The organism is Serratia sp. CMO1 (assembly GCF_015689115.1).
Classification (GTDB): domain Bacteria; phylum Pseudomonadota; class Gammaproteobacteria; order Enterobacterales; family Enterobacteriaceae; genus Serratia; species Serratia marcescens.
This window is the reverse complement of sequence record NZ_CP065032.1, coordinates 2,841,557-2,862,078: the sequence shown is the minus strand read 5'-3', so window position 1 is coordinate 2,862,078 and position 20,522 is coordinate 2,841,557. Positions and strand designations below refer to the sequence as shown.

21 protein-coding genes are annotated in these 20,522 nt (G+C 63.4%); 17 read left to right on the top strand and 4 right to left on the bottom strand.

From position 1 onward, the window contains the following. Positions 1-2 precede the first annotated feature (2 nt). The 11 genes from narI (at position 3) to IT763_RS13635 (ending at position 9,515) form a co-directional block, all read left to right on the top strand. Positions 3-680 carry a respiratory nitrate reductase subunit gamma gene (gene narI, locus IT763_RS13685; protein ID WP_049299152.1) on the top strand — a complete coding sequence of 226 codons (678 nt, stop codon included), beginning with the start codon at positions 3-5 and terminating at the stop codon, positions 678-680. Positions 681-953: 273 nt separating this feature from the next. Further along, on the top strand, positions 954-1,961 hold the full coding sequence (locus IT763_RS13680; protein WP_197758348.1) for a 3-oxoacyl-[acyl-carrier-protein] synthase III C-terminal domain-containing protein: 1,008 nt from the start codon (positions 954-956) through the stop codon (positions 1,959-1,961). Beyond that, positions 1,958-2,974 (top strand): NAD(P)-dependent oxidoreductase, encoded by a 1,017-nt coding sequence (locus IT763_RS13675; RefSeq protein WP_016927365.1) that lies wholly within the window; start codon positions 1,958-1,960, stop codon positions 2,972-2,974. Before IT763_RS13680 ends, IT763_RS13675 begins: the two co-directional genes overlap by 4 nt. Continuing rightward, a complete protein-coding gene (locus IT763_RS13670; RefSeq protein ID WP_049299153.1) occupies positions 2,967-3,773 on the top strand; it encodes an MBL fold metallo-hydrolase in 807 nt (268 codons plus the stop codon). Before IT763_RS13675 ends, IT763_RS13670 begins: the two co-directional genes overlap by 8 nt. Then, positions 3,770-5,056, top strand: coding sequence for a F390 synthetase-related protein (locus tag IT763_RS13665; RefSeq protein ID WP_033640061.1), 1,287 nt, complete (start codon positions 3,770-3,772; stop codon positions 5,054-5,056). The genes IT763_RS13670 and IT763_RS13665 overlap by 4 nt, the downstream gene beginning before the upstream one ends. Continuing rightward, positions 5,053-5,670 (top strand): phosphatase PAP2 family protein, encoded by a 618-nt coding sequence (locus IT763_RS13660; RefSeq protein WP_110147094.1) that lies wholly within the window; start codon positions 5,053-5,055, stop codon positions 5,668-5,670. The genes IT763_RS13665 and IT763_RS13660 overlap by 4 nt, the downstream gene beginning before the upstream one ends. Next, complete coding sequence (locus IT763_RS13655) at positions 5,667-6,800, top strand: sterol desaturase family protein (protein ID WP_016927369.1); 1,134 nt, start codon at positions 5,667-5,669, stop codon at positions 6,798-6,800. Before IT763_RS13660 ends, IT763_RS13655 begins: the two co-directional genes overlap by 4 nt. Then, entirely contained in the window at positions 6,793-7,875 is a 1,083-nt protein-coding gene (locus IT763_RS13650; protein WP_016927370.1) for an acyl-CoA desaturase, read from the top strand. The genes IT763_RS13655 and IT763_RS13650 overlap by 8 nt, the downstream gene beginning before the upstream one ends. Then, complete coding sequence (locus tag IT763_RS13645) at positions 7,872-8,957, top strand: acyl-CoA desaturase (RefSeq protein WP_049299155.1); 1,086 nt, start codon at positions 7,872-7,874, stop codon at positions 8,955-8,957. Before IT763_RS13650 ends, IT763_RS13645 begins: the two co-directional genes overlap by 4 nt. Before the next feature lie 106 nt (positions 8,958-9,063). Continuing rightward, positions 9,064-9,288: a hypothetical protein gene (locus tag IT763_RS13640; protein WP_016927372.1), complete on the top strand. Its 225-nt coding sequence runs from the start codon at positions 9,064-9,066 to the stop codon at positions 9,286-9,288. Next, on the top strand, positions 9,285-9,515 hold the full coding sequence (locus IT763_RS13635) for a hypothetical protein (RefSeq protein ID WP_143778225.1): 231 nt from the start codon (positions 9,285-9,287) through the stop codon (positions 9,513-9,515). Before IT763_RS13640 ends, IT763_RS13635 begins: the two co-directional genes overlap by 4 nt. A 9-nt stretch (positions 9,516-9,524) precedes the next feature. Here IT763_RS13635 and IT763_RS13630 read toward each other — a convergent pair whose 3' ends face one another. The 3 genes from IT763_RS13630 to IT763_RS13620 are packed head-to-tail and all read right to left on the bottom strand — an operon-like array spanning position 9,525 to position 12,102. Continuing rightward, positions 9,525-9,677, bottom strand: a complete 153-nt coding sequence (locus IT763_RS13630) for a DUF2474 domain-containing protein (protein ID WP_016927374.1) — start codon at positions 9,675-9,677, stop codon at positions 9,525-9,527. A gap of 14 nt (positions 9,678-9,691) precedes the next feature. Continuing rightward, positions 9,692-10,699 carry a cytochrome d ubiquinol oxidase subunit II gene (cydB, locus tag IT763_RS13625; RefSeq protein ID WP_016927375.1) on the bottom strand — a complete coding sequence of 336 codons (1,008 nt, stop codon included), beginning with the start codon at positions 10,697-10,699 and terminating at the stop codon, positions 9,692-9,694. 2 nt (positions 10,700-10,701) lie between these two features. Further along, positions 10,702-12,102 carry a cytochrome ubiquinol oxidase subunit I gene (locus IT763_RS13620; protein WP_206194775.1) on the bottom strand — a complete coding sequence of 467 codons (1,401 nt, stop codon included), beginning with the start codon at positions 12,100-12,102 and terminating at the stop codon, positions 10,702-10,704. Between the two features lie 144 nt (positions 12,103-12,246). On the opposite strand from IT763_RS13620, the gene IT763_RS13615 reads away from it, so the two are divergent. The 6 genes from IT763_RS13615 to IT763_RS13590 all read left to right on the top strand — a co-directional run bounded on the left by IT763_RS13615 (position 12,247) and on the right by IT763_RS13590 (position 19,409). Further along, positions 12,247-13,665 (top strand): PLP-dependent aminotransferase family protein, encoded by a 1,419-nt coding sequence (locus tag IT763_RS13615; protein WP_004934613.1) that lies wholly within the window; start codon positions 12,247-12,249, stop codon positions 13,663-13,665. Between the two features lie 187 nt (positions 13,666-13,852). After that, positions 13,853-15,508, top strand: a complete 1,656-nt coding sequence (locus tag IT763_RS13610) for an ABC transporter substrate-binding protein (protein ID WP_250648502.1) — start codon at positions 13,853-13,855, stop codon at positions 15,506-15,508. A gap of 48 nt (positions 15,509-15,556) precedes the next feature. After that, positions 15,557-16,513 (top strand): ABC transporter permease, encoded by a 957-nt coding sequence (locus tag IT763_RS13605; protein WP_004934604.1) that lies wholly within the window; start codon positions 15,557-15,559, stop codon positions 16,511-16,513. Between the two features lie 4 nt (positions 16,514-16,517). Then, entirely contained in the window at positions 16,518-17,468 is a 951-nt protein-coding gene (gene opp4C / locus IT763_RS13600) for an oligopeptide ABC transporter permease (RefSeq protein WP_016927379.1), read from the top strand. Beyond that, the gene (locus tag IT763_RS13595) at positions 17,465-18,451 is read left to right on the top strand and encodes an ABC transporter ATP-binding protein (RefSeq protein ID WP_033640070.1); all 987 of its coding nucleotides are present in this window, start codon (positions 17,465-17,467) and stop codon (positions 18,449-18,451) included. Before opp4C ends, IT763_RS13595 begins: the two co-directional genes overlap by 4 nt. After that, a complete protein-coding gene (locus IT763_RS13590) occupies positions 18,441-19,409 on the top strand; it encodes an ABC transporter ATP-binding protein (RefSeq protein WP_016927381.1) in 969 nt (322 codons plus the stop codon). The genes IT763_RS13595 and IT763_RS13590 overlap by 11 nt, the downstream gene beginning before the upstream one ends. Positions 19,410-19,411: 2 nt before the next feature. On the opposite strand, the gene IT763_RS13585 is transcribed toward IT763_RS13590, so the two are convergent. Further along, a complete protein-coding gene (locus IT763_RS13585; protein ID WP_016927382.1) occupies positions 19,412-20,386 on the bottom strand; it encodes an alpha/beta hydrolase in 975 nt (324 codons plus the stop codon). Positions 20,387-20,522: the final 136 nt, after the last annotated feature.

Here is a 20,522-nt window from a genome sequence, read left to right as displayed (position 1 = left end):
TCATGCAATTTTTGAATCAGTTCTTCTTCGATATCTACCCTTATCTGGCCGGCGCGGTGTTCCTGATCGGTAGCTGGCTGCGTTACGACTACGGGCAGTACAGCTGGCGCGCCGGCTCCAGCCAGATGCTGGATAAAAAGGGCATGCGGCTGGCGTCCAACCTGTTCCACATTGGCATTATCGGCATCTTCGCGGGCCACTTCCTCGGCATGCTGACGCCGCACTGGATGTATGAGGCCTTCCTGCCGATCGACGTGAAGCAGAAGCTGGCGATGATCGCCGGCGGCGCCTGCGGCCTGATGACGCTGATCGGCGGCGCGCTGTTGCTGAAGCGCCGGTTGACCAACCCGCGGGTACGCGCCACCAGCAGCTTCGCCGACATCATGATCCTGACGTTGTTGTTGGTGCAGGTGTGTCTGGGGCTGCTGACCATTCCGTTCTCCGCCCAGCATATGGACGGCAGCGAAATGATGAAGCTGGTGGCCTGGGCGCAGGCGGTAGTGACCTTCCACGCCGGCGCCTCTGCGCACCTGGCAGGGGTGGCGCTGATCTTCAAACTGCACATGGTGCTGGGGATGACGCTGTTCGTGCTGTTCCCGTTCTGCCGCCTGGTGCATATCTGGAGCGCGCCGGTAGAGTACCTGACCCGCCGTTATCAGCTGGTGCGCAACCGCCGCTGAGCCTGACCCCGCCGCCGCCGATCGCCAGCGGCGGCGCTATTCCGATAATTCCCCCGCCGTCTGCCCATTCTCGCCGCCTTGTCGTAAACTCACTATCTCAGTTATGTTACGCTTATGCTTCCGCCGGCGGACGTCGGCCCGTGGTAGTCGATAACAAGAGATACCGCCTTGATGAAAGGCATTTTGGGACATAAAAACCGGGGATGATCCGCGTGGCCTTCGTGCCGTGCGGGAGAATCGCTTTATGGATAGTCAGGTTAATCAATAACAATAATGACCACACAATGTCGCTCACCCGAGCTGTTGCCTCTGAAAATCATCGCCACCGGGGCCGCATTGCCGCCCAACCGCGTGGCCTCCTCTACGCTCGACGCTCGCCTGGGGAAACCGGCCGGTTACGTTGAAAAACGCTCGGGCATCGTTTACCGCTATCACGCCGCCGACGACGCCAGCCAGGCCGAGCTCGCCGCCGCTGCGCTGCAAGATGCGCTGGCTCGCCGCGCCATTCCGGCAGACTCGATCGATCTGCTGATCTCCGCCTCGGCGATTTCGGTGCAGGCATTGCCGTGCACCGCCGCGCATATTCTCAAGGTGGCGGGGCTGGCGGCGGGCACGCCAGGCTTCGACATCAACAGCAGCTGCGTCAGCTTTATCTCTGCGCTGCAGGTGGCGGCGGGGCTGCTGAACGCCGGAACGTATCAGCGTATTGCCATCGTCTCAGCGGATCTCGCTTCACGCGGCATCGACTGGCAGCATGAAGAGTCGTCGCTGATCTTCGGCGACGGCGCCGCCTGCGCTATCGTAGAGCGCGGCGACGGCGCCAGCGGCATCCTCGCCAGCCTGGTGGAAACCTACCCCGGCGGCAGCGAACTTTGCGAGATCCGCGCCGGCGGCACGCGCCGCAACCCGCGCGCCGGCATGTGCGAGCAAGACTTTCTGTTTCATATGCAGGGCAAGCCGCTGTTCCGTCAGGCGTCGGCGCTGATTGAGGGTTACCTCGATCGGCTGCTGAGCGCCAGCGGCTTGACCCTGGCGCAGATCGCCACCGTGGTGCCACACCAGGCCAGCCATTTGTCGCTCGAACACATGCGCAAGCGGCTGCACGTTTCGAGCGAGGCGCTGGTAGATATCTACCGCCACCACGGCAACCAGGTGGCGGCGTCCATCCCGACGGCGCTGCATGCCGCCGTGACCACCGGGCGCTTCAACCCCGGCCAGCCGGTGATGCTGATCGGCACCGCCGCGGGGCTGGCGTTGGCCGGCATGGTGTTGCTGCCATGAGGGTGCTGGTCACCGGGGCGACCAGCGGGCTGGGGCGCAACGCGGCGCAGTGGCTGCTGGAAGCCGGACATCAGGTGCGCGCCACCGGCCGCGATGAACGGGCCGGCGAAGCGTTGCGTCAGCTGGGCGCCGAGTTTTGTGCGCTCGATCTGGCGCAGGCGACGCCGCAGCAGTGCCGGCAGTTGGTGACCGACTGCGAGTGGGTGTGGCACTGCGCGGCCAAGTCTTCCCCCTGGGGCGGCAAAGCGGAGTTTCACCGCATCAACGCCGCGGCGACGGAGAAGCTGGCGGAGGCGGCGGGGCGCTGCGGCGTGCGGCGCTTCGTGCATATCTCCACGCCGGCAATCTACTTCGATTTTCAGCCGCATTACGATCTTGACGAGGGTTACCGCGCCCGGCGCTTCGCCAATCACTATGCCGCCAGCAAGCACGCCGCCGAACAACGCCTGTTGGCGCAGGCGAAGATCTATCCGCAAACCACCTACATTATGCTGCGGCCACGCGGCCTGTTTGGCCCGCACGATCGGGTGATCGTGCCGCGGCTGTTGCAGCAGCTCGAACGCGATCGCGGCGTATTGCGATTGCCCGGCGGCGGACAAGCGCTGCTGGATCTGACCTTTGCCCCCAACGTGGTGCACGCGATGGATCTGGCCAGTCGGCAGCGCGGATTGCCGTCCGGCGCCGTGTACAACATCACCAACCACCAACCGCAGCGGCTGGCGGAGATGCTGGATGCGCTGCTGCGTCAGGAGCTGGGGCTGAGTTACCGGCTGCAGGCCGTGCCCTATCCGCTGCTGCATACGCTGGCCGGCGGCATGGAGCTGTGGGCGACGTTGAGCGGCAAGGAACCGCTGCTGACGCGCTACAGCGTGGCGGCGGTGCATTTTGACATGACGCTGAACCAGACTCGTGCGATCGAAGAGTTGGGCTATCGGCCACGTTATTCGATGGAAGAGGGCATTCGTCTGACCGGCGAGTGGCTGCGGCGGCAAGGAGGCGGACAGCATGGCTAAGGTCACCGTTTTTGACGTGGGCTATTGCACGCATATCGGCTGCATGGCGCTGCGCGGCGCCGGGTTCCGGGTATGCAAATTCCCGGCGCGCGCCTATCTGCTGGAGGTGGGGGAGCGCCGCTGGCTGTGGGATACCGGCTACGCGCGTTATTTTCAGCAGCACACGCAGTCGGGGGTGTTCAGCCTTTATCGCCGCATGACACCGGTCTATTTCGATCCCGCCGAGTCGCTGGCGCATCAACTGCGCGAAGCCGGTTACGCCGAGGGCGATATTCAGGCGCTGATCGTCTCGCATTTTCACGCGGACCACATCGCCGGGCTGCAGGATTTCAGCCAACTCGACTTTATTTGCTCCGGCGAAGGCTGGCGGCAAACCCGTGGATTGCGCGGTTTCGCGGCGCTGAAGCGCGCCTTTATTCCCGGCCTGATCCCGGCGGATTTCGAGAGCCGCCTGCAGTTTATGGAGGCTTTTCCCTCGGTGGCGTTGCCCGCGCTGCTGGCGCCGTTCGATCGCGGTTACGCGCTGCCGGGCAGCGAAGGGCAGATCGTGTTGGTGCCGCTGCCGGGGCATGCGGCCGGCCATATCGGCGCCTTTATTCTCACCGATGCCGGCTGGACGCTGCTGGCCAGCGACGCCGCCTGGTCGCCGCAGAGTTACCAGACGCTGCGCGGGCCTTCGCGCCTGGCCAATCTGGTGATGGACGATGCGGCGGCGTACACCCGCACGCTGGAGCGGCTCAACCAGCTGTGGGCGGGCGGGCAGGTCAACATTTTGCTGTGCCACGAGGGGGATCTGTGATCCCTTTCATGACCCTTTGGCACTATTTCCGCGCCCGGCGCCTGCGCTTTGGCGATCGTGCGGCGCTGGAGGCGCATCAGGCCCGGCAGCTTGAGAGCTTTGCCCGCCGGGTGCTGAGCAAGAGCCCCTATTTTCAGCGTTTCAGCCGCCGGCCTTTCGCCGAATGGCCGCAGATGGACAAGGCGCTGATGATGGCGCAGTTCGACCGGATGAACACCGCCGGGCTGCAGCGCGATGCGGTGCTGGCCTGCGCGCAGCGCAGCGAGGCGGATCGCGATTTCACGCCGAAGATCGGGCGCTACAGCGTCGGATTGTCGTCCGGCACCTCCGGGCAGCGCGGCGTGTTTGTCGTCAGCCCGCGCGAGCAGCAGGTGTGGGCCGGCGGCATGCTGGCGAAGATGCTGCCGGACGGGCTGTTGGCCGGCGAGCGCGTTGCGCTGTTTCTGCGGGCGGACAATAATCTCTATCACAGCGTGAACAACCGTTGGTTGAGCCTGGCGTTTTACGATCTGCTTGCGCCGTTCAGCGAGCATTTGCCCGCATTGGAACGGCAGGCGCCCAGCATCATCGTGGCCCCGGCGCAGGTGCTGCGCGCCTTGGCGCTGGCGGTGCTGGCCGGGCAGGTGAAATTGCCGGTCAAAAAAGCGATCTCGGTGGCCGAGGTGTTGGAAGAGCAGGACCGCCGCCTGCTGCTGCAGGTATTTCCGGCGGTCGGCGAAGTGTATCAGGCCACCGAAGGATTTCTTGCCGCGACCTGCGCGCACGGTACGCTGCATCTGAACGAAGAGTTTTTGCATATCGAACCGCAGTGGATCGACGAACGGCGTTTTACGCCGTTGATCACCGACTTTACCCGCAGCACGCAGCCGATCGTGCGTTATCGGCTGGACGATGTACTGGTGCTGCGCAAGGAACCCTGCCCGTGCGGGCAACCGACGCGGGCGATCGCCCGTATCGAGGGGCGGCGCGACGATCAGCTGATGCTGCCCGATGCGCAGCGGCAACCGCAGGCGGTGTTCGCCGATGCCTGCAGCCGAACGATCGCCAATGCGCTGCCGCTGACCAGCGATTACCGCCTGATCCAGCGCGGCGAACGGCGGTTGGAATTGATTGCCGATTGCAGCCCGGCGGCGTTGGCGCATTGTCAGGCGCAGCTGATCGCGCTGTTCGCTCGCCAGGGCATCGCCACTGAGCGCCTCGAATGGCGGCTGACGGCGCAGACGGTACTGCCGCAGTTCGATCGCAAGCGGCGGCGCATCGTTCGCCAGGCGGAGGAAACATGAAGAATACGCTGTTCAGACTAGGACACATGTTGCTCGGCTGGGGCACGGTTGGGGTGGTGTATAGCCTGACCGATCGCTTGCAGGGAGCGGGAACCTTGCTGCCGCCGTCGGCGCTTGACCGGGCGATCCCGTTCAGCCCCACGGCCATCTGGCTCTATCTCTCTTTCTTCCTCATCGTTCCGGCGGGCTATCTGCTGGCGCCGCTGCAGCGGGTCACATGGCTGACGCGGGCGATGCAGCTCACCGCGCTGGGCGCCGGGGCGGTTTATCTGCTGTGGCCGACCACCATGGCTTATCCGCCGAACGATGGCGTCGGGATCAGCGCGCAACTGCTGGCGGCGTTAACCCAGGTGGACTCGCCGCAGAACTGCCTGCCTTCGCTGCATATGGCGCTGACGGTGCTGGCGGTGTGGGCGCTGAGCGACGGCGAGCGCAAAGTGCGCACGGCGCTGTGGATGCTGTGGGGCGTGGCGATCGCGTTCTCGATTCTGCAACTGCGCCGGCATTTGTTTGTCGATTTGGCCGGCGGCGCGCTGCTTGCGCTGTTCGCCGGCTGGCTGGCCCTGCGCATGAACACCCTGCGCCGGCGCGCGGTTAAAGGAGAAGTGGGATGAGCGATCTGGCATTGCCGATAGTGTTCATGCTGTTCATCGTGGTGGCCGAGGCGGTGGCGCTGCAGTGGGGGCGTCGCGAGCCGGTCAACTGGCACGATCTGGTGTTCAACCTGAACTCCGGCCATATCATGCTGTGGCTGTTCCGCGGGCTGGAGATCACCTGCTACGGCTACGTGGCCGCGCATTTCAGCCTGGGGCTGCTGGACGCCTGGCCGCCGCTGTTGATGTGGCTGTTTGCTTTGCTGGCGTGGGACTTCGGTTTCTACTGGCTGCACCGTCTGCATCATCGTTTCCGCCTGCTGTGGGCGGTGCATGTGGTGCACCATCAGGGCGAGCATTTCAATCTGTCGCTGGGGGTGCGCAACTCCTGGTATTCGTCACTGACGTCGATCCCGTTCTTTTTGCTGCTGGCGCTGGCGGGCGTGCCATTGCCGGTGTTCGTTGCGGTCTCGATTTTTCACTACAGCATTCAGCTGTTCAATCACAACGCGCTGACGCCGAAGCTTGGCGTGCTGGAGAAAGTCCTGGTCACGCCGGCGCATCACCGAGTGCATCACGTCAAGGACATGGCGTATTCCAATAAGAATTTCGGCGGCAGCTTTATCTTCTGGGACAAGCTGTTCGGCACCTTCTGCCCGGCATTGCCGACCACGCCGTTCAGCTACGGCGTCAGCGGCGACAGGCCATCCGCCAACCCGTTCTGGGCGAGCAATCTGCCGTTCCTGCGCTATTTCCGTATGGCATGGCGCCCGGCGCCGGGCCGGCTACGCGATCGCCGTTCGGCGCTCAGCGTATTCAGCGGCGCCATGCTGCTGTTCTCGCTGGTGGTCGGTTACGTCTACCAATACGGTTACGGCTACGGCGACATCAGCTGGCCGCAAATGGCGCTGCTGGTGCTGCTGGCGTTGGGCTCGGTGGCGCTGGGCGGCATGACGGAAGGGCGATCTTGGGCGAGCGCCGTCTGGTTGCTGGTCGCGTTGGGCATGCCGCTGCTGTTTATCGGCTACCTCGGCTGGCCGCAGCGTTATTGGCATATCGCCATGGCCGCCGTGGCGTTGCATGCCCTGTGCGTCGCGCTGGGCTGGGGACGGGGGGCCGCACCGGCCGCCGTGGAGGAACCGCATGGCTGAAACATTGCCGCCGCTGCGTTTTCCCGCCGATGGCGAACAGGCATTCCACCGCGATCTCAAGCGCGCGGCGCACGCCTGCCTGGCGGGCGATCATCGCTATGCCGATGCCGCGCGATTGGCCAAGGCTGCGCTGTTGCTGGCGCTGTGTGCCGGGTTTTACGCGCTGAGCCTGCTGCAGCATCAGCCCTGGGCGTTTTTCCTCTGCTATTTCCTGTTCGTGGCCATGGGCATGCTGCTCAACGTCAACGTCAACCACGATGCTTCGCATAACGCCTTCTTGCGCGCGCCCTGGGCGAATCGCCTGGTGGGGCGACTGGTGACGCTGCCGCTGGGCGTCGATCCGGACTATTGGCGCACGCGGCACGTGGATTACCACCACGTCTACGCCAACGTCGAACACTACGATCTGGACACCGAAGAGAATGGCTTTTTCCGCCAGACGCCGTTCCAGCGCTGGCGACCGCATATGCGCTATCAGCATCTGTACTGGCCGCTGATCGCCGCGCTCTCTTTGCCTTACATCGCGTGGATTTTCGATTGGTCCGATCGGCTCGATAAAACGCCGCTGCGGGAAAAACGCGTGCTGGCGGGACGCGGCGGTTGGGCGTTGTTCGTGCTGAGCAAGTTGCTTCATGTGGCGCTGGTGCTGGTGGTGCCGCTGATCGTGGGCCACCAGCACGGCATCGGTTGGGGCTGGGTGTTGCTGGCCTATGCGGTCGGCCAGATGTGCGCCTCGCTGCTGGTGGTGTTCCTGCTGCTGGGCACCCACTGGGCGCAGGCCGAGTTTTACCCGGCGCCGACGGGTGACAGCATGCCGCAAGGCTGGTACCGGCACAATTTCGCCACCGCCTGCGACTGGCAACCCGAGCCGCACTGGCTGGAGCACCTGACCGGCGGGCTGAACTATCACCTGACGCATCACCTGTTCCCCGGCTGGAATCACCGCCACTACCCGGCGTTGGCCGCGGCGCTGGCGGAGGTGGCGCAGCGGCACGGCATGGCGTATCGCTGCATCGGCTATCGTGAATTGCTGGCGCAACAACAGCGCTTTTTGCGCCGGATGGGGCAGCCGTGAAACCGCTGCGTCCGTTAGCCTATCGGCGCGACGACAGCGGGTTGCACCGCGCGCTGATGCAGGCCGCCCAGCACTATCTGGCGGCCAACGGCGATCACCGTTTCGCCGACGGCGGCATGTTGGCGAAGGTGGCGCTGCTGCTGGCGCTGTGTGGCCTGTGTTACGGGCTGGGCCTGCAACAGCAGAACGGCTGGGCATTTTTCGCCTGCTATTTCGGTTTTATCTTTATCGGCATGTTCCTGACGGTGAACGTGGTGCACGACGCCTCGCACAACGCGTTTTTCCGTCGGCCCTGGGCCAACCGCGGGCTGAATGCCCTGGTGAGCGTGCCGCTGGGGCTGGATCCCGACTGCTGGCGCGTGCGGCACGTGCTGTTCCATCATGCCCATAACAACATCGAACATTACGATCCCGACATCGACGCCAATGGCGTGCTGCGGCAAACGCCGTTCCAGCGCTGGCGGCCCTTTATGCGCGCGCAGCGTTATTATTGGCCGCTGGTGGCGGCGCTGACGTTCCCGTACTACATCTGGCTGTTCGATTGGCTGGACAGGGCGGGCCGCACCCGCGTGGCGGCGCGCATGGCGCAGCAGGGCGCGCGCGGCTGGTGCGCGTTTCTGGCGGGTAAGGCGGCGCACCTGCTGCTGGCGCTGGCGATCCCGTGCTGGCTGCTGCCGCCGGCTATCGGCATCGGGCAAATTCTGCTGGTCTACTTGCTGAGCCAGATGCTTTCTTCCTTGTTGTTCGTGATGTTGATCATCGGCACCCACTGGGCCAAGGCCAACTTTTATCAGGCGCCGGCGCAGGGCGCGATGCCGCACGGCTGGTATCACCACGTGTTCGCCACCACCTTCGACTGGCTGACCCGGCCGCGCTGGCTGGGATACTGGCTCGGCGGGGCGAACCTGCATTTGACGCATCATCTGTTTCCGCACTGGAGCCACCGCCATTACCCGGCGCTGAGCCGCATCATCGGCGAGGTGGCGCCGCGTTTCGGCATCGACTACCGCCTGCTGGAACTGGAGGAGCTGCTGCGCCTGCAGCAACGTTTCCTCAGCGCGATGGGGCGCAAGCCGCAATAGCGTTGCATGCGGATTGTGCGAGGCGTTACGTAGTTCACTAATTGAACGATATTTGGCGTTCCAGTAGACTTTCCCTCGGTGAATCAACGACCACAGGAGGTGGAGTATGCGCAGCTTGCCGATTCGGTTATCGAATAAAATTGATGATGATCTGAACGATATTGCCCGGCGTCACGGGATGGAAAAAACCGAGGTAATTAAAATGGCGTTTGCACTGATCGCCATTGCCGATAAGTACTGGATGAAACAGGATGGCACTTCTCTTGGCATTGTACGGGAGAATGGTGAACAGCTTGAAGCGGTGGGGCGGGTGGTGGAGATCTTCCCATGAACATCGAAAGCCGTAATCTGCGCGATGAGGCCAGCCAGGTTTATCTGGAGCAGGTCTTGGTCTTACTGTGCGGTATATTCGCCGTCAGCGTGGGCGTATTCGCCGCCCACGCCTATTGGGACAAAAACGAAGCGCTCGGTCAAGTGTTCGAACTGGTCAAGATCGGCGCCTTGCCGCTGGTCACGCTGGTGGTCTCTTTTTACTTTCCCAACAGCGCGTCCAGATAAGGCGCCGCGTCAATGCGACTTCATGCCCGCCGCGGTCATCAGCAGGCGGAACAGCGAGGCGACCACGAACAGCCCCAGCACGCTGGCGCTCCAGATGATCACCAGCCAACCGATGCGTTTCCACCAGGGCGCCGGAGCGGTTGCCGCCGTTTTATCTTGCATAGCGTCCTCCCTCCTCAGTGATAGCCGTGTTCATGGCTGATCTTGCCGCGGAACACGTAGTAGCTCCAGAAGGTGTAGACCAGAATGATCGGGATGATGAACAGCGCGCCCACCAGCATAAAACCGAGGCTCTGCGGCGGCGCGGCGGCGTCCCACAGGCTGATGGCCGGCGGGATCAGGTGCGGCCAGATGCTGATGCCAAGCCCGCTCAGGCCGAGGAACACCAGCAGCAGCGTCAGCATGAACGGCGAGTAGTGCGCGCCGCGTTTCACCCCGCGGTGAATGCCCCAGGCGCTGAGCAGCACCAGCAGCGGCACCGGCAGCAGCCAGAACAGGTTCGGCAGCGTAAACCAGCGGGCGGCGATTTCCGGATGGGCGATCGGCGTCCAGACACTGACCGCAGCCAGTACCAGCAACAGGATCGCCAGCAGCGGCGTCGCCAGGTGATACATGCGCGCCTGCAGATCACCGGCGGTTTTCATCACCAGCCAGGTGCAACCGAGCAGGGCGTAGGTCACCACCAGCCCCAGCCCGCAGAACAGCGCGAACGGCGTCAACCAGTCCAGCGCGCCGCCGGCGTAGGTGCGGCCTTCGACCGGGAAGCCGTTGATCACGGCGCCCACCACCACACCCTGGCTGAAGGTGGCGAACAGTGAGCCCCAGATAAACGCCTTGTCCCAGATATGGCGCTTCTCCGGCGTCGCCTTGAAGCGAAACTCGAAGGCCACGCCGCGGAAAATCAGCCCGATCAGCATCAGCGTCAGCGGGATCGCCAGCGCGTCGAGGATCACCGAATAGGCCAGCGGGAAGGCGCCGAACAGCGCCGCGCCGCCCAGCACCAGCCAGGTCTCATTGCCGTCCCACACCGGGGCGACGGTGTTCATCATCAGATCGCGGTCGCCGCTCTCTTTCACCCACGGAAACAGGATGCCGATGCCCAGGTCGAAACCGTCCATCACCACGTACATCATGGTGCTGAACACGATGATGACAAACCAAATCAGCGGAAGATCGATACCCATGTTCAGCTCCTGTCGTCCAGAGTGTCGTTGACCGCGGACAGCGGACGCGCCGGGCGGCCCTCGGTATTGTCTTCTTGGTGTTCATGCGGCTGCGGCCCTTTGCGGATCAGGCGCATCATGTAGGAATACCCCACGCCGAACACCGAGCAGTAGACGATAATGAACGCCAGCAGGCTGATGCTCATGTGCAGATCGCCGTGCGCGGAGACCGCATCCTTGGTGCGCAGCAGGCCATACACCACCCACGGCTGGCGGCCTATCTCGGTGGTGAACCAGCCCGCCAGCAGCGCCAGCAGTCCGGATGGACCCATCCACAGAATGAAGTACAGGAACGGGCGCGACTGATACAGCCCGCCGCGCCAGCGCAGCCCCAGGCTCCACACCCCGGCCAGAATCATCAGCATGCCCAGCCCGACCATGATGCGGAACGACCAGAACACCACGGTGGAGTTGGGGCGGTCCTCCGGCGGGAAGGATTTGAGCGCCGGCACCTGCTCGGTCAGGCTGTGCGTCAGGATCAGGCTGCCGAGGTAGGGCACCTCCAGCTTGAAGCGGGTCTCTTCACGCTGCATGTCCGGCCAACCGACCAGGATCAGCGGCGTGGCTTCGCCCGGCGGGTTTTCCCAGTGGCCTTCGATGGCGGCGATCTTCGCCGGCTGATGTTTCAGCGTATTCAGGCCGTGCGCATCGCCGATCATCGCCTGCACCGGCGCGACGATCAGCGCCATCCACATCGCCATCGACAGCATTTTGCGCATCGCCGGGGTATCGCGGCCGCGCAGCAGATGCCAGGCGGCAGAGGCGCCGACGAAGAACGCCGAGGAGAGGAAGGCGGCGGTGGACATGTGCAACAGGCGGTACGGGAAGGACGGGTTGAAGATCACCTTCAGCCAGTCGACCGGCACCACCTGGCCATTGATGATTTCATGCCCCTGCGGCGTCTGCATCCAGCTGTTGGAGGCCAGGATCCAGAAGGTGGAGATCAGTGTGCCGAGCGCGACCATGCAGGTGGCGAAGAAGTGCAGCCCTGGGCCGACGCGGTTCCAGCCGAACAACATCACGCCGAGGAAACCGGCTTCGAGGAAGAAGGCGGTCAGCACTTCATAAGTCAGCAGCGGCCCGGTAATGCTGCCGGCAAACTCGGAGAAGAAGCTCCAGTTGGTGCCGAACTGATAGGCCATCACCAGCCCGGACACCACGCCCATGCCGAAGTTAACGGCGAAAATCTTTGACCAGAAATGGTAAAGCTCACGGTAGGCTTCATTGTGCGTTTTCAACCATAATCCTTCCAGCACCGCCAGATAGCTGGCTAAACCGATGGTGATGGCGGGGAAGATGATATGGAAAGACACGGTGAAGGCGAACTGTATTCTGGCGAGTTCCAGTGCATCAAGACCCAGCATGGCGCCTCCTAGGGTTGAACATAAATTAACCTCTTGAGTATAGCTGTCATTTTTATGTGAAAAGCTTGGCGTTAAGTTAATCACGAAGTACAGTGACTATAATAGTGACAGTTATTTTACTTTTTCATATAACAGTTAATGGTTATGACCCGATACGAGCAGCTTGCGCAGCAGATTAGAGAACAGATCCAGAACCGGGTGTGGCGGGCGGGCGACAAGCTGCCTTCGCTGCGCGAGAGCGGCAAACGCGCCGGATTAAGCCTGATGACGGTGGTGCAGTCTTACCAACTGCTGGAGAGCCAGGGGTGGATCGTCGCCCGGCCGCAGTCGGGCTACTATGTGGCGGCGCGTCCGCAGCCGCTGCCTCAGCCTTCGCGCGGCGAGAAACTGCTGCTGAGTGAGCAGGTGGACATCAACGCCTTTATTTTCGACGTGCTGCAGGCCTGCAAGGATCCGGATATCGTGCCTTTCGGTTCGGCGTTTCCCGACGCCACGCTGTTCGCCCAGCCGAAGCTGGCGCGGGCGCTGAGCAGCGTAGCGCGCAAGTTCACGCCGCACAGTTCGCTGGCCAACCTGCCGCCGGGCAACGACGCGCTGCGGCGGCACATTGCCCAACGCTATGCGCTGAGCGGCATGCAGGTTGCGCCGGACGAAATTGTCATCACCGCCGGGGCGATGGAGTCGCTCAGCCTCAGCCTGCAGGCGGTGACCCAACCGGGCGACTATGTGGCGATCGAGTCGCCGGCGTTTTACGGCGCGTTGCAGGCGCTGGAACGGCTGCGGTTGAAGGCGGTGGCGATCGCCACCCATCCGCAGGACGGCATCGATCTGGACGCGCTGCAGCAGGCGGTGGAACAGTATCCGATCAAAGCCTGCTGGTTGATGACCCACTTCCAGAACCCGCAGGGCGCCACCCTGCCGGAAGCTAACAAACAGCGTCTGGTGGCGCTGCTGCGCGAACGGCAGATCTCGCTGATCGAAGACGATGTCTACGGCGAGCTGTACTTCAGCGCCGAACGGCCGTTGCCGGCCAAGGCGCTCGACAGCGGCGGCCAAATTCTGCACTGTTCGTCGTTTTCCAAATGCCTGGCGCCGGGCTTTCGCGTCGGCTGGGTGGCGGCGGGGCGTTATGCGCAGCAGATCCAGCGTTTGCAGCTGATGAGCACCGTTTCCACCAGCGTGCCGACCCAGATGGCGCTGGCGGATTATCTGCTGCACGGCGGCTACGACACCCACCTGCGGCGGTTGCGCCGCCTGCTGGCCCAGCGCCAAAGCGCGATGCGTCAGGCGATCGCCCACCATTTCCCGCCGACGGTGAAGGTCAGCCAGCCCGACGGCGGTTACTTCCTGTGGCTGGAGCTCGATCCGGCGCTGTCGTCGATGGAGCTGTACCGGCGGGCCCTTTCCCGGGGCATCAGCATCGCGCCGGGGCGCATGTTCACCACCGGCGACCATTTCAACCACTGCTTCCGTCTCAACGCCTCTTTTGAATGGAATGACCGCTTTGAAGAGGCGATAAAAACCTTAGCCAAACTTATTCGGGGGCTGGCGGCGGCCGGCTGAACCGCATTTTCCCCGCCGCTTCGCCCCAGAAAAATTCATAATGCTTTTTTCGGCAATGGAATGCCGGTTTCGTTGTTAGACAGCCCTCCAGCCGCCCATTACTCTGCGATAAATTTTGTCACATTTTTATCAACGGGTAGACGAGGGGCAGTGGGTGAGTAGAATAAAAAACAAGCTAAACAAACTGTTGCGTTATCGGTTGACGCCGCTGGCGTTGATCTGCGCGCTGGGATTGAGCGCCGGCGCGCAGGCGGAAACGCTGGCCGAAGGCATCACGCCGGCCAGCGACGTCAGCCGGGTGCCGGCCGCCGCCAAGCTGCGCAAAGACACCGTGGTGGCGGGCATCTCGGAACCGCAGGGGATTTTCAACCCGTATCTGTTCACCAACGGCTGGGACGAGAACGTGACCGACGTGATCTTCAGCCGCCTGATCGGCCTGGACAGCCAGGGCAAGCCGGAAGGGCGCCTGGCGGAATCCTGGCAGGTCAGCCCCGATAATCTGACCTATACCATCAAGCTGCGGCCGAATCTGGTCTACAGCGACGGCTCGCCGCTGAAAGCCGACGATATCGCCTTTACCCTGACGCTGCTGCACGATCCGGCCTATGACGGCGACACCGATATCACGCCGGCGCACATCCAGGGCGGCGCCGAGTATAAAAACGGTACCGCCGCCGGCATCAGCGGGCTGAAGGTGATCGACGATCGCACCATTCAGATCGTCACCACCCAACCGGGCGCGACCACGTTGCAACTGATTGGCGGGCCGGTATTGTCGCGGGCTTACTACGGCAAAGACTATCAGCGCGGCAAGCTCGACAGCGTGCGCGCTTTCAACGGCAAGCCGCTCGGCAACGGCCCCTATATTTACGACAAGTACGTGCCGGGGCAGGAGATCCGCTTCCACGCCAACCCGAACTTCTACCTCGGCCCGCCGCCGATGGCGCGCTTTATCTACCGCGTCACCAACCCGGCCACCAACTTCCAGTTGTTCCAGACCGGTGAGACCGACTACGACGCCTTTACCGCCAAGCCGGACGATATCGAACAGCTCAAGCTGCTCGGCTTCGCCAATATCAACCTTTACAGCTCAAGCGATTACAGCCGCGTTGATTTCAACCTCAGACGCCCGGCGCTGCAGGACAAGCGGGTGCGTCAGGCGCTGATTTACGGCCTGGATCGGCAAAAATTGATCGCCGTGGTGTACCAAGGGTATGGCAAGGTCGCCAACCAGCCGATTTCGCCGATCTCCTGGGCTTACGACGCCAACGGCATCAATCCTTACGCTTACGATCTCGATAAGGCCAAAAAGCTGTTGGACGAGGCTGGCTGGCAGGTGGGCGCTGACGGTATCCGGCAGAAAGACGGTAAAAAGCTGGAGCTGACGCTGCTGGTGACCAAAAAGCTGATCAACGACGCGCTGGTGCCGATCGCCAAGGATAACTACCGCCGGCTCGGCGTGGTGCTGAAACCGCAGGTATTGGATTTCAACGCGCTGCTGGCGCAGCGCAAGGCGGGCAATTACGACCTGGCGTCCCTCAGCACCAGTACGCTGAACGATCCGCACGACGGCGTGCGCGATTTCATCAGCCGCGAGAGCGAGACCGGCTACCATAACCCACAGGTGGATGCGCTGATCGCCAGGGCCAACGCCACGCTGGATATCGCCCAGCGCAAGCCGCTGTACCACCAGCTGTATCAGGCGCTGTCGGACGATCCGCCGGTGATCCTGCTCGGCAACCGCGAGATTTTGAGCGCCAGCAGCGCGCGCGTCACCGGCTTTAAACCGGATATCTATAACGGATTGGTCGGCAGCCTGCCGAACGTCAAACCGGCGCTGTAACGCCCTGACGCCGCCGCGCTATTCCGGGCGGCGGCGATGGAACCCGCGATGAGAAACTTTATCTTGCGCCGTCTGTTGCAGACTATCCCGATGCTGCTGTTGGCTTCCTTGCTGATTTTTTGCATTTTCGCCCTGGCGCCCGGCGACTTTATCGACGGCAACATCAACCTGACCGCGCAACGCGCCGCCGAGCTGCGGGCGCTGTACGGGCTGGATCAGCCGCTGTTCAGCCGCTATCTGCACTGGCTTGGCCGGCTGCTGCAGGGCGACCTCGGCTTTTCACTGCAGTACCAGATCCCGGTCAGCACGCTGCTGAACCAATACATCTGGAACTCGTTCCTGCTGGCGGCGGTGGCGATGGTGTTGTATTGGGGCATCGCGCTGGCGGTGGGGGTGATCTCGGCGATGAAACCCTATTCGCTGTTCGATCATCTGATCACCGTGGCGGTGTTCGCCGCCATGTCGTTTCCGACGTTCTTCCTGTGCCTGTTGCTGATCAAATGGTTCGCCGTCGATCTGCACTGGCTGCCGGCGGGCGGCATGCTGCGCACCGGTAGCGAGGCGAGCGGGCTGGCCTGGGCGCTGGAGGTGGCGGCGCACCTGCTGTTGCCGGTGCTGGCGCTGGTGATGCTGCAGGCCGGCAGCCTGACGCGCTATTTCCGCGCCAGCATGCTGGAGGTGATCCGCATGGACTATATTCGCACCGCGCGCGCCAAAGGGCTCAGGGAGAAAACGGTGATCCTCAAACACGCGCTGCGCAATGCGCTGTTGCCGATCATCACCCTGCTGGGGTTCGAGCTGCCGGGATTGTTCTCCGGCGCGCTGATCACCGAAAAAATCTTCAACTGGCCGGGCGCCGGACATATCCATATCGATTCGCTGGCGGCGCGTGATTACCCGGTATTGATGGGGTTCACGCTGTTTCTGGCCGCCTTGACCATTCTCGGCAATCTGCTGGCGGACATTCTGTACGCCTACGCCGATCCACGCATTCGCTTGAGGTAACACGATGTTGGCTACGTTGTTTTTCGGCCGCCGTCGCCGCTGGCGCCAGGCGCAACTGCCGGCGCTGGCGCAACTGTCGCCACCGCCCGCGGCGCAGGCCTGGCGACGGCTGCGCCGCCACCGGCCGGCGATGATTTCGCTGGCGTTGCTGGTGCTGTTGGCGTTGCTGTGCCTGATTGGGCCGTCGTTGTCGCCGTGGCGCGACGATGCCGGCGATGTGCTGAATATCAATCAGGCGCCCAGCGGCGCGCACTGGTTGGGCACCGACTTTCTCGGCCGCGATATCTGCACCCGGCTGCTGCTGGCGGGGCGGATATCGCTGACCATCGGCCTGGTGTCGATGCTGCTGTCGGTGACGCTGGGCTACGTGCTGGGGGCGCTTTCCGGTTATCTGGGCGGCGTGGCGGATCGGCTGATCATGCGCTTCGCCGATCTGCTGATGACCATTCCCGGCCTGCCGCTGTTGATCATCATGGGCGCGATGCTGACCGAACTCGATGTGTCGCCGGACTACCGCATCTACATGGTGATGATCATGCTGAGCCTGCTGGGCTGGCCGTCACTGGCGCGGCTGGTGCGCGGCCAGATCCTGTCGCTGCGCGAGCGGGATTTCATGTTGGCCACCGAAGTGCTGGGGCTCTCCACCCGGCGGCGCCTCTTCGGCCATCTGTTGCCCAATACCGTGCCGATTTTGGTGGTGGTCGCCACCATGGCGGTGGCCAACGCCATCCTCAGCGAGTCGGCGTTGAGCTACCTTGGGCTGGGCGTGGTGCCGCCGACGCCGTCGTGGGGCAACATGATGGACGCCGCCAACAGCCTGATCGACTTTCAGCGCCGCCCTTGGCTGTGGATGCCGCCGGGGCTGGCGATCTTCGTCACCGTGGTGGCGATCAATATCTTGGGCGACGGCCTGCGGGACGCGCTCGATCCGAAAATGAGCGGGGTAAAACGATGAGTCAACCGCTGGTGGCGTTCGACCGACTGTCGGTGTCGTTTCAGGGCGAGCAGGGGCCGGTGCGGGCGGTGCAGCAGGTCAGCCTGGAACTGCAGGCCGGGCAAACGCTGGGGATCGTCGGCGAATCGGGCTGCGGCAAAAGCGTGACCGCCATGGCGCTGATGGGGCTGTTGCCGCAGCCGCTGGCGCAGGTAGACGGCGGTGAGATTCGCTTTGAAGGGCAAAACCTGCTGTCGCTACGGGCATCCAAGATGGCGGATCTGCGCGGCAACCGGCTGGCGATGATTTTTCAAGAGCCGATGAGCGCGCTTAATCCGGTGTTGACCCTCGGCGAACAACTGGTGGAGCCGCTGATCAGGCACTTGCTTCTGTCGCCGAAAGCGGCCTGGCGTCAGGCGGTGCAACGGCTGGAGGAGGTGGGGTTGGCGCGCGCGGAGGCGCTGATGCGCTGCTACCCGCACCAGCTTTCCGGCGGCATGCTGCAGCGCGTGATGATCGCCATGGCGATAGGGTGCCGGCCGGCGCTGCTGATCGCCGATGAACCGACCACGGCGCTCGACGTCACGGTACAGGCGCAAATCCTGGCGTTGCTGCGCGAGCAGAGCCGGCGACACAATATGGCGATGATCTTGATCACCCACGATCTTGGGGTGATCGCACAAATGGCGGATCGGCTGGCGGTGATGTACGCCGGGCGCGTCGTCGAGCAGGGCACGACGCGGGAAGTGCTGGCCGAACCGCGGCACCCTTATACTCAAGGGCTGATCGCCTCGCGGCCGGTGCCGGGACAGCGGCGTCGCCGTTTGTACTCCATTCCCGGCCAGGTGCCGGATCTGGCGCGGCTGCCTGAACACTGCGCGTTTGCCGAGCGCTGCGCGCAGGCCACCGCGCGCTGCCGCGATGGCATTCCGCCGCTGTACGGGACTCAGCAGCGCCAATCCGCCTGCTTCCTCAACGCCGGAGGGCGCCCGCATGTCGACTGAACCCTTGGTGGAAGTGAAAGGGTTAAAGAAATATTTCCCGCTGCGCGACGGGCTGTTCGGGCGCACCACCGGCCAACTGAAGGCGGTGGACGACGTCAGCTTCAGCATCCGCAAGGGCCGCGTTTTCGGACTGGTGGGCGAGTCCGGCAGCGGCAAAACCACCGTCGGCCGCACGCTGCTCGGCCTGCACGATAAAACCGCCGGCGAGGTGCTGTTCAAAGGGCAGGCGCTGGATAGCCTCAACAAAGACGCGCTGCGCGCCCTGCGGCCGAAAATGCAGCTGGTGTTTCAGGATCCGTACAGCTCGCTGAACCCGCGTCTGCGCGTGGGCGACGCCATCGGCGAAGCGCTGTTGCAGCACGGCCTGGCAAGCAAGGCGGAACTGCGCGAACGGGTGCTCGATACCCTGGCGATCTGCGGGCTGTCGCCGCAGCATTACGGGCGGTTTCCACATGAGTTTTCCGGCGGCCAGCGGCAGCGCATCGGCATCGCGCGCGCGCTGATCCTGCAACCGGAATTTATCGTCGCCGATGAACCGATATCGGCGCTCGACGTGTCGATCCAGGCGCAGATCATCAATCTGTTTTCCGATTTGCAGGAACGGCAGGGGGTGACGCTGCTGTTTATTTCGCACGATCTCGGCGTGGTGGAGCATCTGTGCCAGGACGTGGCGGTGATGTATCTGGGGCAGATCGTCGAGAGCGCCGACCGCGATTCGCTGTTTCGCCAGCCGCTGCATCCCTACACGCAGGCCTTGTTGGCGGCGGTGCCGACGTTGGATGCGCAACGTTCGCCGGCGTGGGCGGCCGGCGGCGAGCCGCCGAACCCGGCCAACCCGCCGCGCGGCTGCCGTTTCCATCCCCGCTGCCCGCTGGCCACGGCGCAATGCCGTGAACAGGCGCCGCATCTGCGCAGCGTGGCTCCCGGCCATCAGGTGGCTTGCCACGTGGTTGGCTAGCGTCAGGACAGATAGTGCTTCAACGCGCGCCCGGCCTGGTGGATCGCCGAATGCACCGCCGGGACGTGGGCGAGCGGATTCAACAGGCCGTAATCGTGGATCAGGCCGTTGTAGCGGGTGGCGGTGACCTCGACGCCGGCGGCGTCAAGCAGACGCGCGTAAGCTTCCCCTTCATCGCGCAACACGTCCAGCTCGGCGGTTTGCACCAGCGCCGGCGGCAAGCCCCGCAGCTGTTCCGACGTGGCGTTGAGCGGCGAGGCGTAGATGTTTTTGCGCTGCGCCTTATCGGGCGCATAGCTGTCCCAAAACCACTTCATCATGTTGCGGGTCAGGAAATGGCCTTCGGCGAACTGATGATAGGAATCGGTATCAAAATGGGCGTGCGTGACGGGCCACAGCAGGATCTGGCAACGCAGCGCCGGTATGCCTTTCTCTTTGGCCATCAGGCTGACCACCGCCGCCATATTGCCGCCGACGCTGTTGCCGACCACCGCCAGCCGTGACCCATCGACGTTGATTTTTTCGCCGTACTCGGCCACCCATTCCGTGGCGGCATAGGCCAGATTGATCGCCTGTGGGTAATGCGCTTCCGGGGAACGGGGGTAGTTGACGAACACCGCCGCCGCGCCGGAGCTGTAAACCAGATCGCGCACCAGCCGTTCATGGGTGGGAAAATCGCCCAGCACCCAGCCGCCGCCGTGAAAGAACATGAATACCGGCAACGCCTCCTTGACCCTGGCCGGTCGCACCAGATGCAGCAGAATATCCTGGCCCTCAACGTGGATGGTTTTCTCGCTGATTTCCACCTCGCGCAGCGGCACCTCGACGCTGCGTTGCGCGTCCTCCAAAACCCTGCGCGCCTCTTTGGGCTTCATCTGCTCCATGGGTTTACCGCCGGCGGCATTCAGCGCGTCGAGAAACGCGCGGATGTCGTGTTGGGCGTGCGGCTGGCTGAGATCGACGGTTTTCTTGGGCATGGTGGCTCCTTGTGCGCAGAAGAGAAGGGGCGGTCAGGATCACAGTGGAGCCGCTGGCGTACAAAGCAGGAACCGCGGTCAACGCGGCTCCTTTATCGGGTGGCGTCGCTGCCGCGTTGCACCATGCTGGCGCGCC

What these genes read in the sequence shown, in the direction of transcription:
- narI (WP_049299152.1), top strand. Translation starts at nt 3, where the DNA reads ATGCAATTTTTGAATCAGTTCTTCTTCGATATCTACCCTTATCTGGCC.
- IT763_RS13680 (WP_197758348.1), top strand. Translation starts at nt 954, where the DNA reads ATGACCACACAATGTCGCTCACCCGAGCTGTTGCCTCTGAAAATCATC.
- IT763_RS13675 (WP_016927365.1), top strand. Translation starts at nt 1,958, where the DNA reads ATGAGGGTGCTGGTCACCGGGGCGACCAGCGGGCTGGGGCGCAACGCG.
- IT763_RS13670 (WP_049299153.1), top strand. Translation starts at nt 2,967, where the DNA reads ATGGCTAAGGTCACCGTTTTTGACGTGGGCTATTGCACGCATATCGGC.
- IT763_RS13660 (WP_110147094.1), top strand. Translation starts at nt 5,053, where the DNA reads ATGAAGAATACGCTGTTCAGACTAGGACACATGTTGCTCGGCTGGGGC.
- IT763_RS13655 (WP_016927369.1), top strand. Translation starts at nt 5,667, where the DNA reads ATGAGCGATCTGGCATTGCCGATAGTGTTCATGCTGTTCATCGTGGTG.
- IT763_RS13650 (WP_016927370.1), top strand. Translation starts at nt 6,793, where the DNA reads ATGGCTGAAACATTGCCGCCGCTGCGTTTTCCCGCCGATGGCGAACAG.
- IT763_RS13640 (WP_016927372.1), top strand. Translation starts at nt 9,064, where the DNA reads ATGCGCAGCTTGCCGATTCGGTTATCGAATAAAATTGATGATGATCTG.
- IT763_RS13635 (WP_143778225.1), top strand. Translation starts at nt 9,285, where the DNA reads ATGAACATCGAAAGCCGTAATCTGCGCGATGAGGCCAGCCAGGTTTAT.
- IT763_RS13630 (WP_016927374.1), bottom strand. Translation starts at nt 9,677, where the DNA reads ATGCAAGATAAAACGGCGGCAACCGCTCCGGCGCCCTGGTGGAAACGC.
- cydB (WP_016927375.1), bottom strand. Translation starts at nt 10,699, where the DNA reads ATGGGTATCGATCTTCCGCTGATTTGGTTTGTCATCATCGTGTTCAGC.
- IT763_RS13620 (WP_206194775.1), bottom strand. Translation starts at nt 12,102, where the DNA reads ATGCTGGGTCTTGATGCACTGGAACTCGCCAGAATACAGTTCGCCTTC.
- IT763_RS13615 (WP_004934613.1), top strand. Translation starts at nt 12,247, where the DNA reads ATGACCCGATACGAGCAGCTTGCGCAGCAGATTAGAGAACAGATCCAG.
- IT763_RS13605 (WP_004934604.1), top strand. Translation starts at nt 15,557, where the DNA reads ATGAGAAACTTTATCTTGCGCCGTCTGTTGCAGACTATCCCGATGCTG.
- opp4C (WP_016927379.1), top strand. Translation starts at nt 16,518, where the DNA reads ATGTTGGCTACGTTGTTTTTCGGCCGCCGTCGCCGCTGGCGCCAGGCG.
- IT763_RS13595 (WP_033640070.1), top strand. Translation starts at nt 17,465, where the DNA reads ATGAGTCAACCGCTGGTGGCGTTCGACCGACTGTCGGTGTCGTTTCAG.
- IT763_RS13590 (WP_016927381.1), top strand. Translation starts at nt 18,441, where the DNA reads ATGTCGACTGAACCCTTGGTGGAAGTGAAAGGGTTAAAGAAATATTTC.
- IT763_RS13585 (WP_016927382.1), bottom strand. Translation starts at nt 20,386, where the DNA reads ATGCCCAAGAAAACCGTCGATCTCAGCCAGCCGCACGCCCAACACGAC.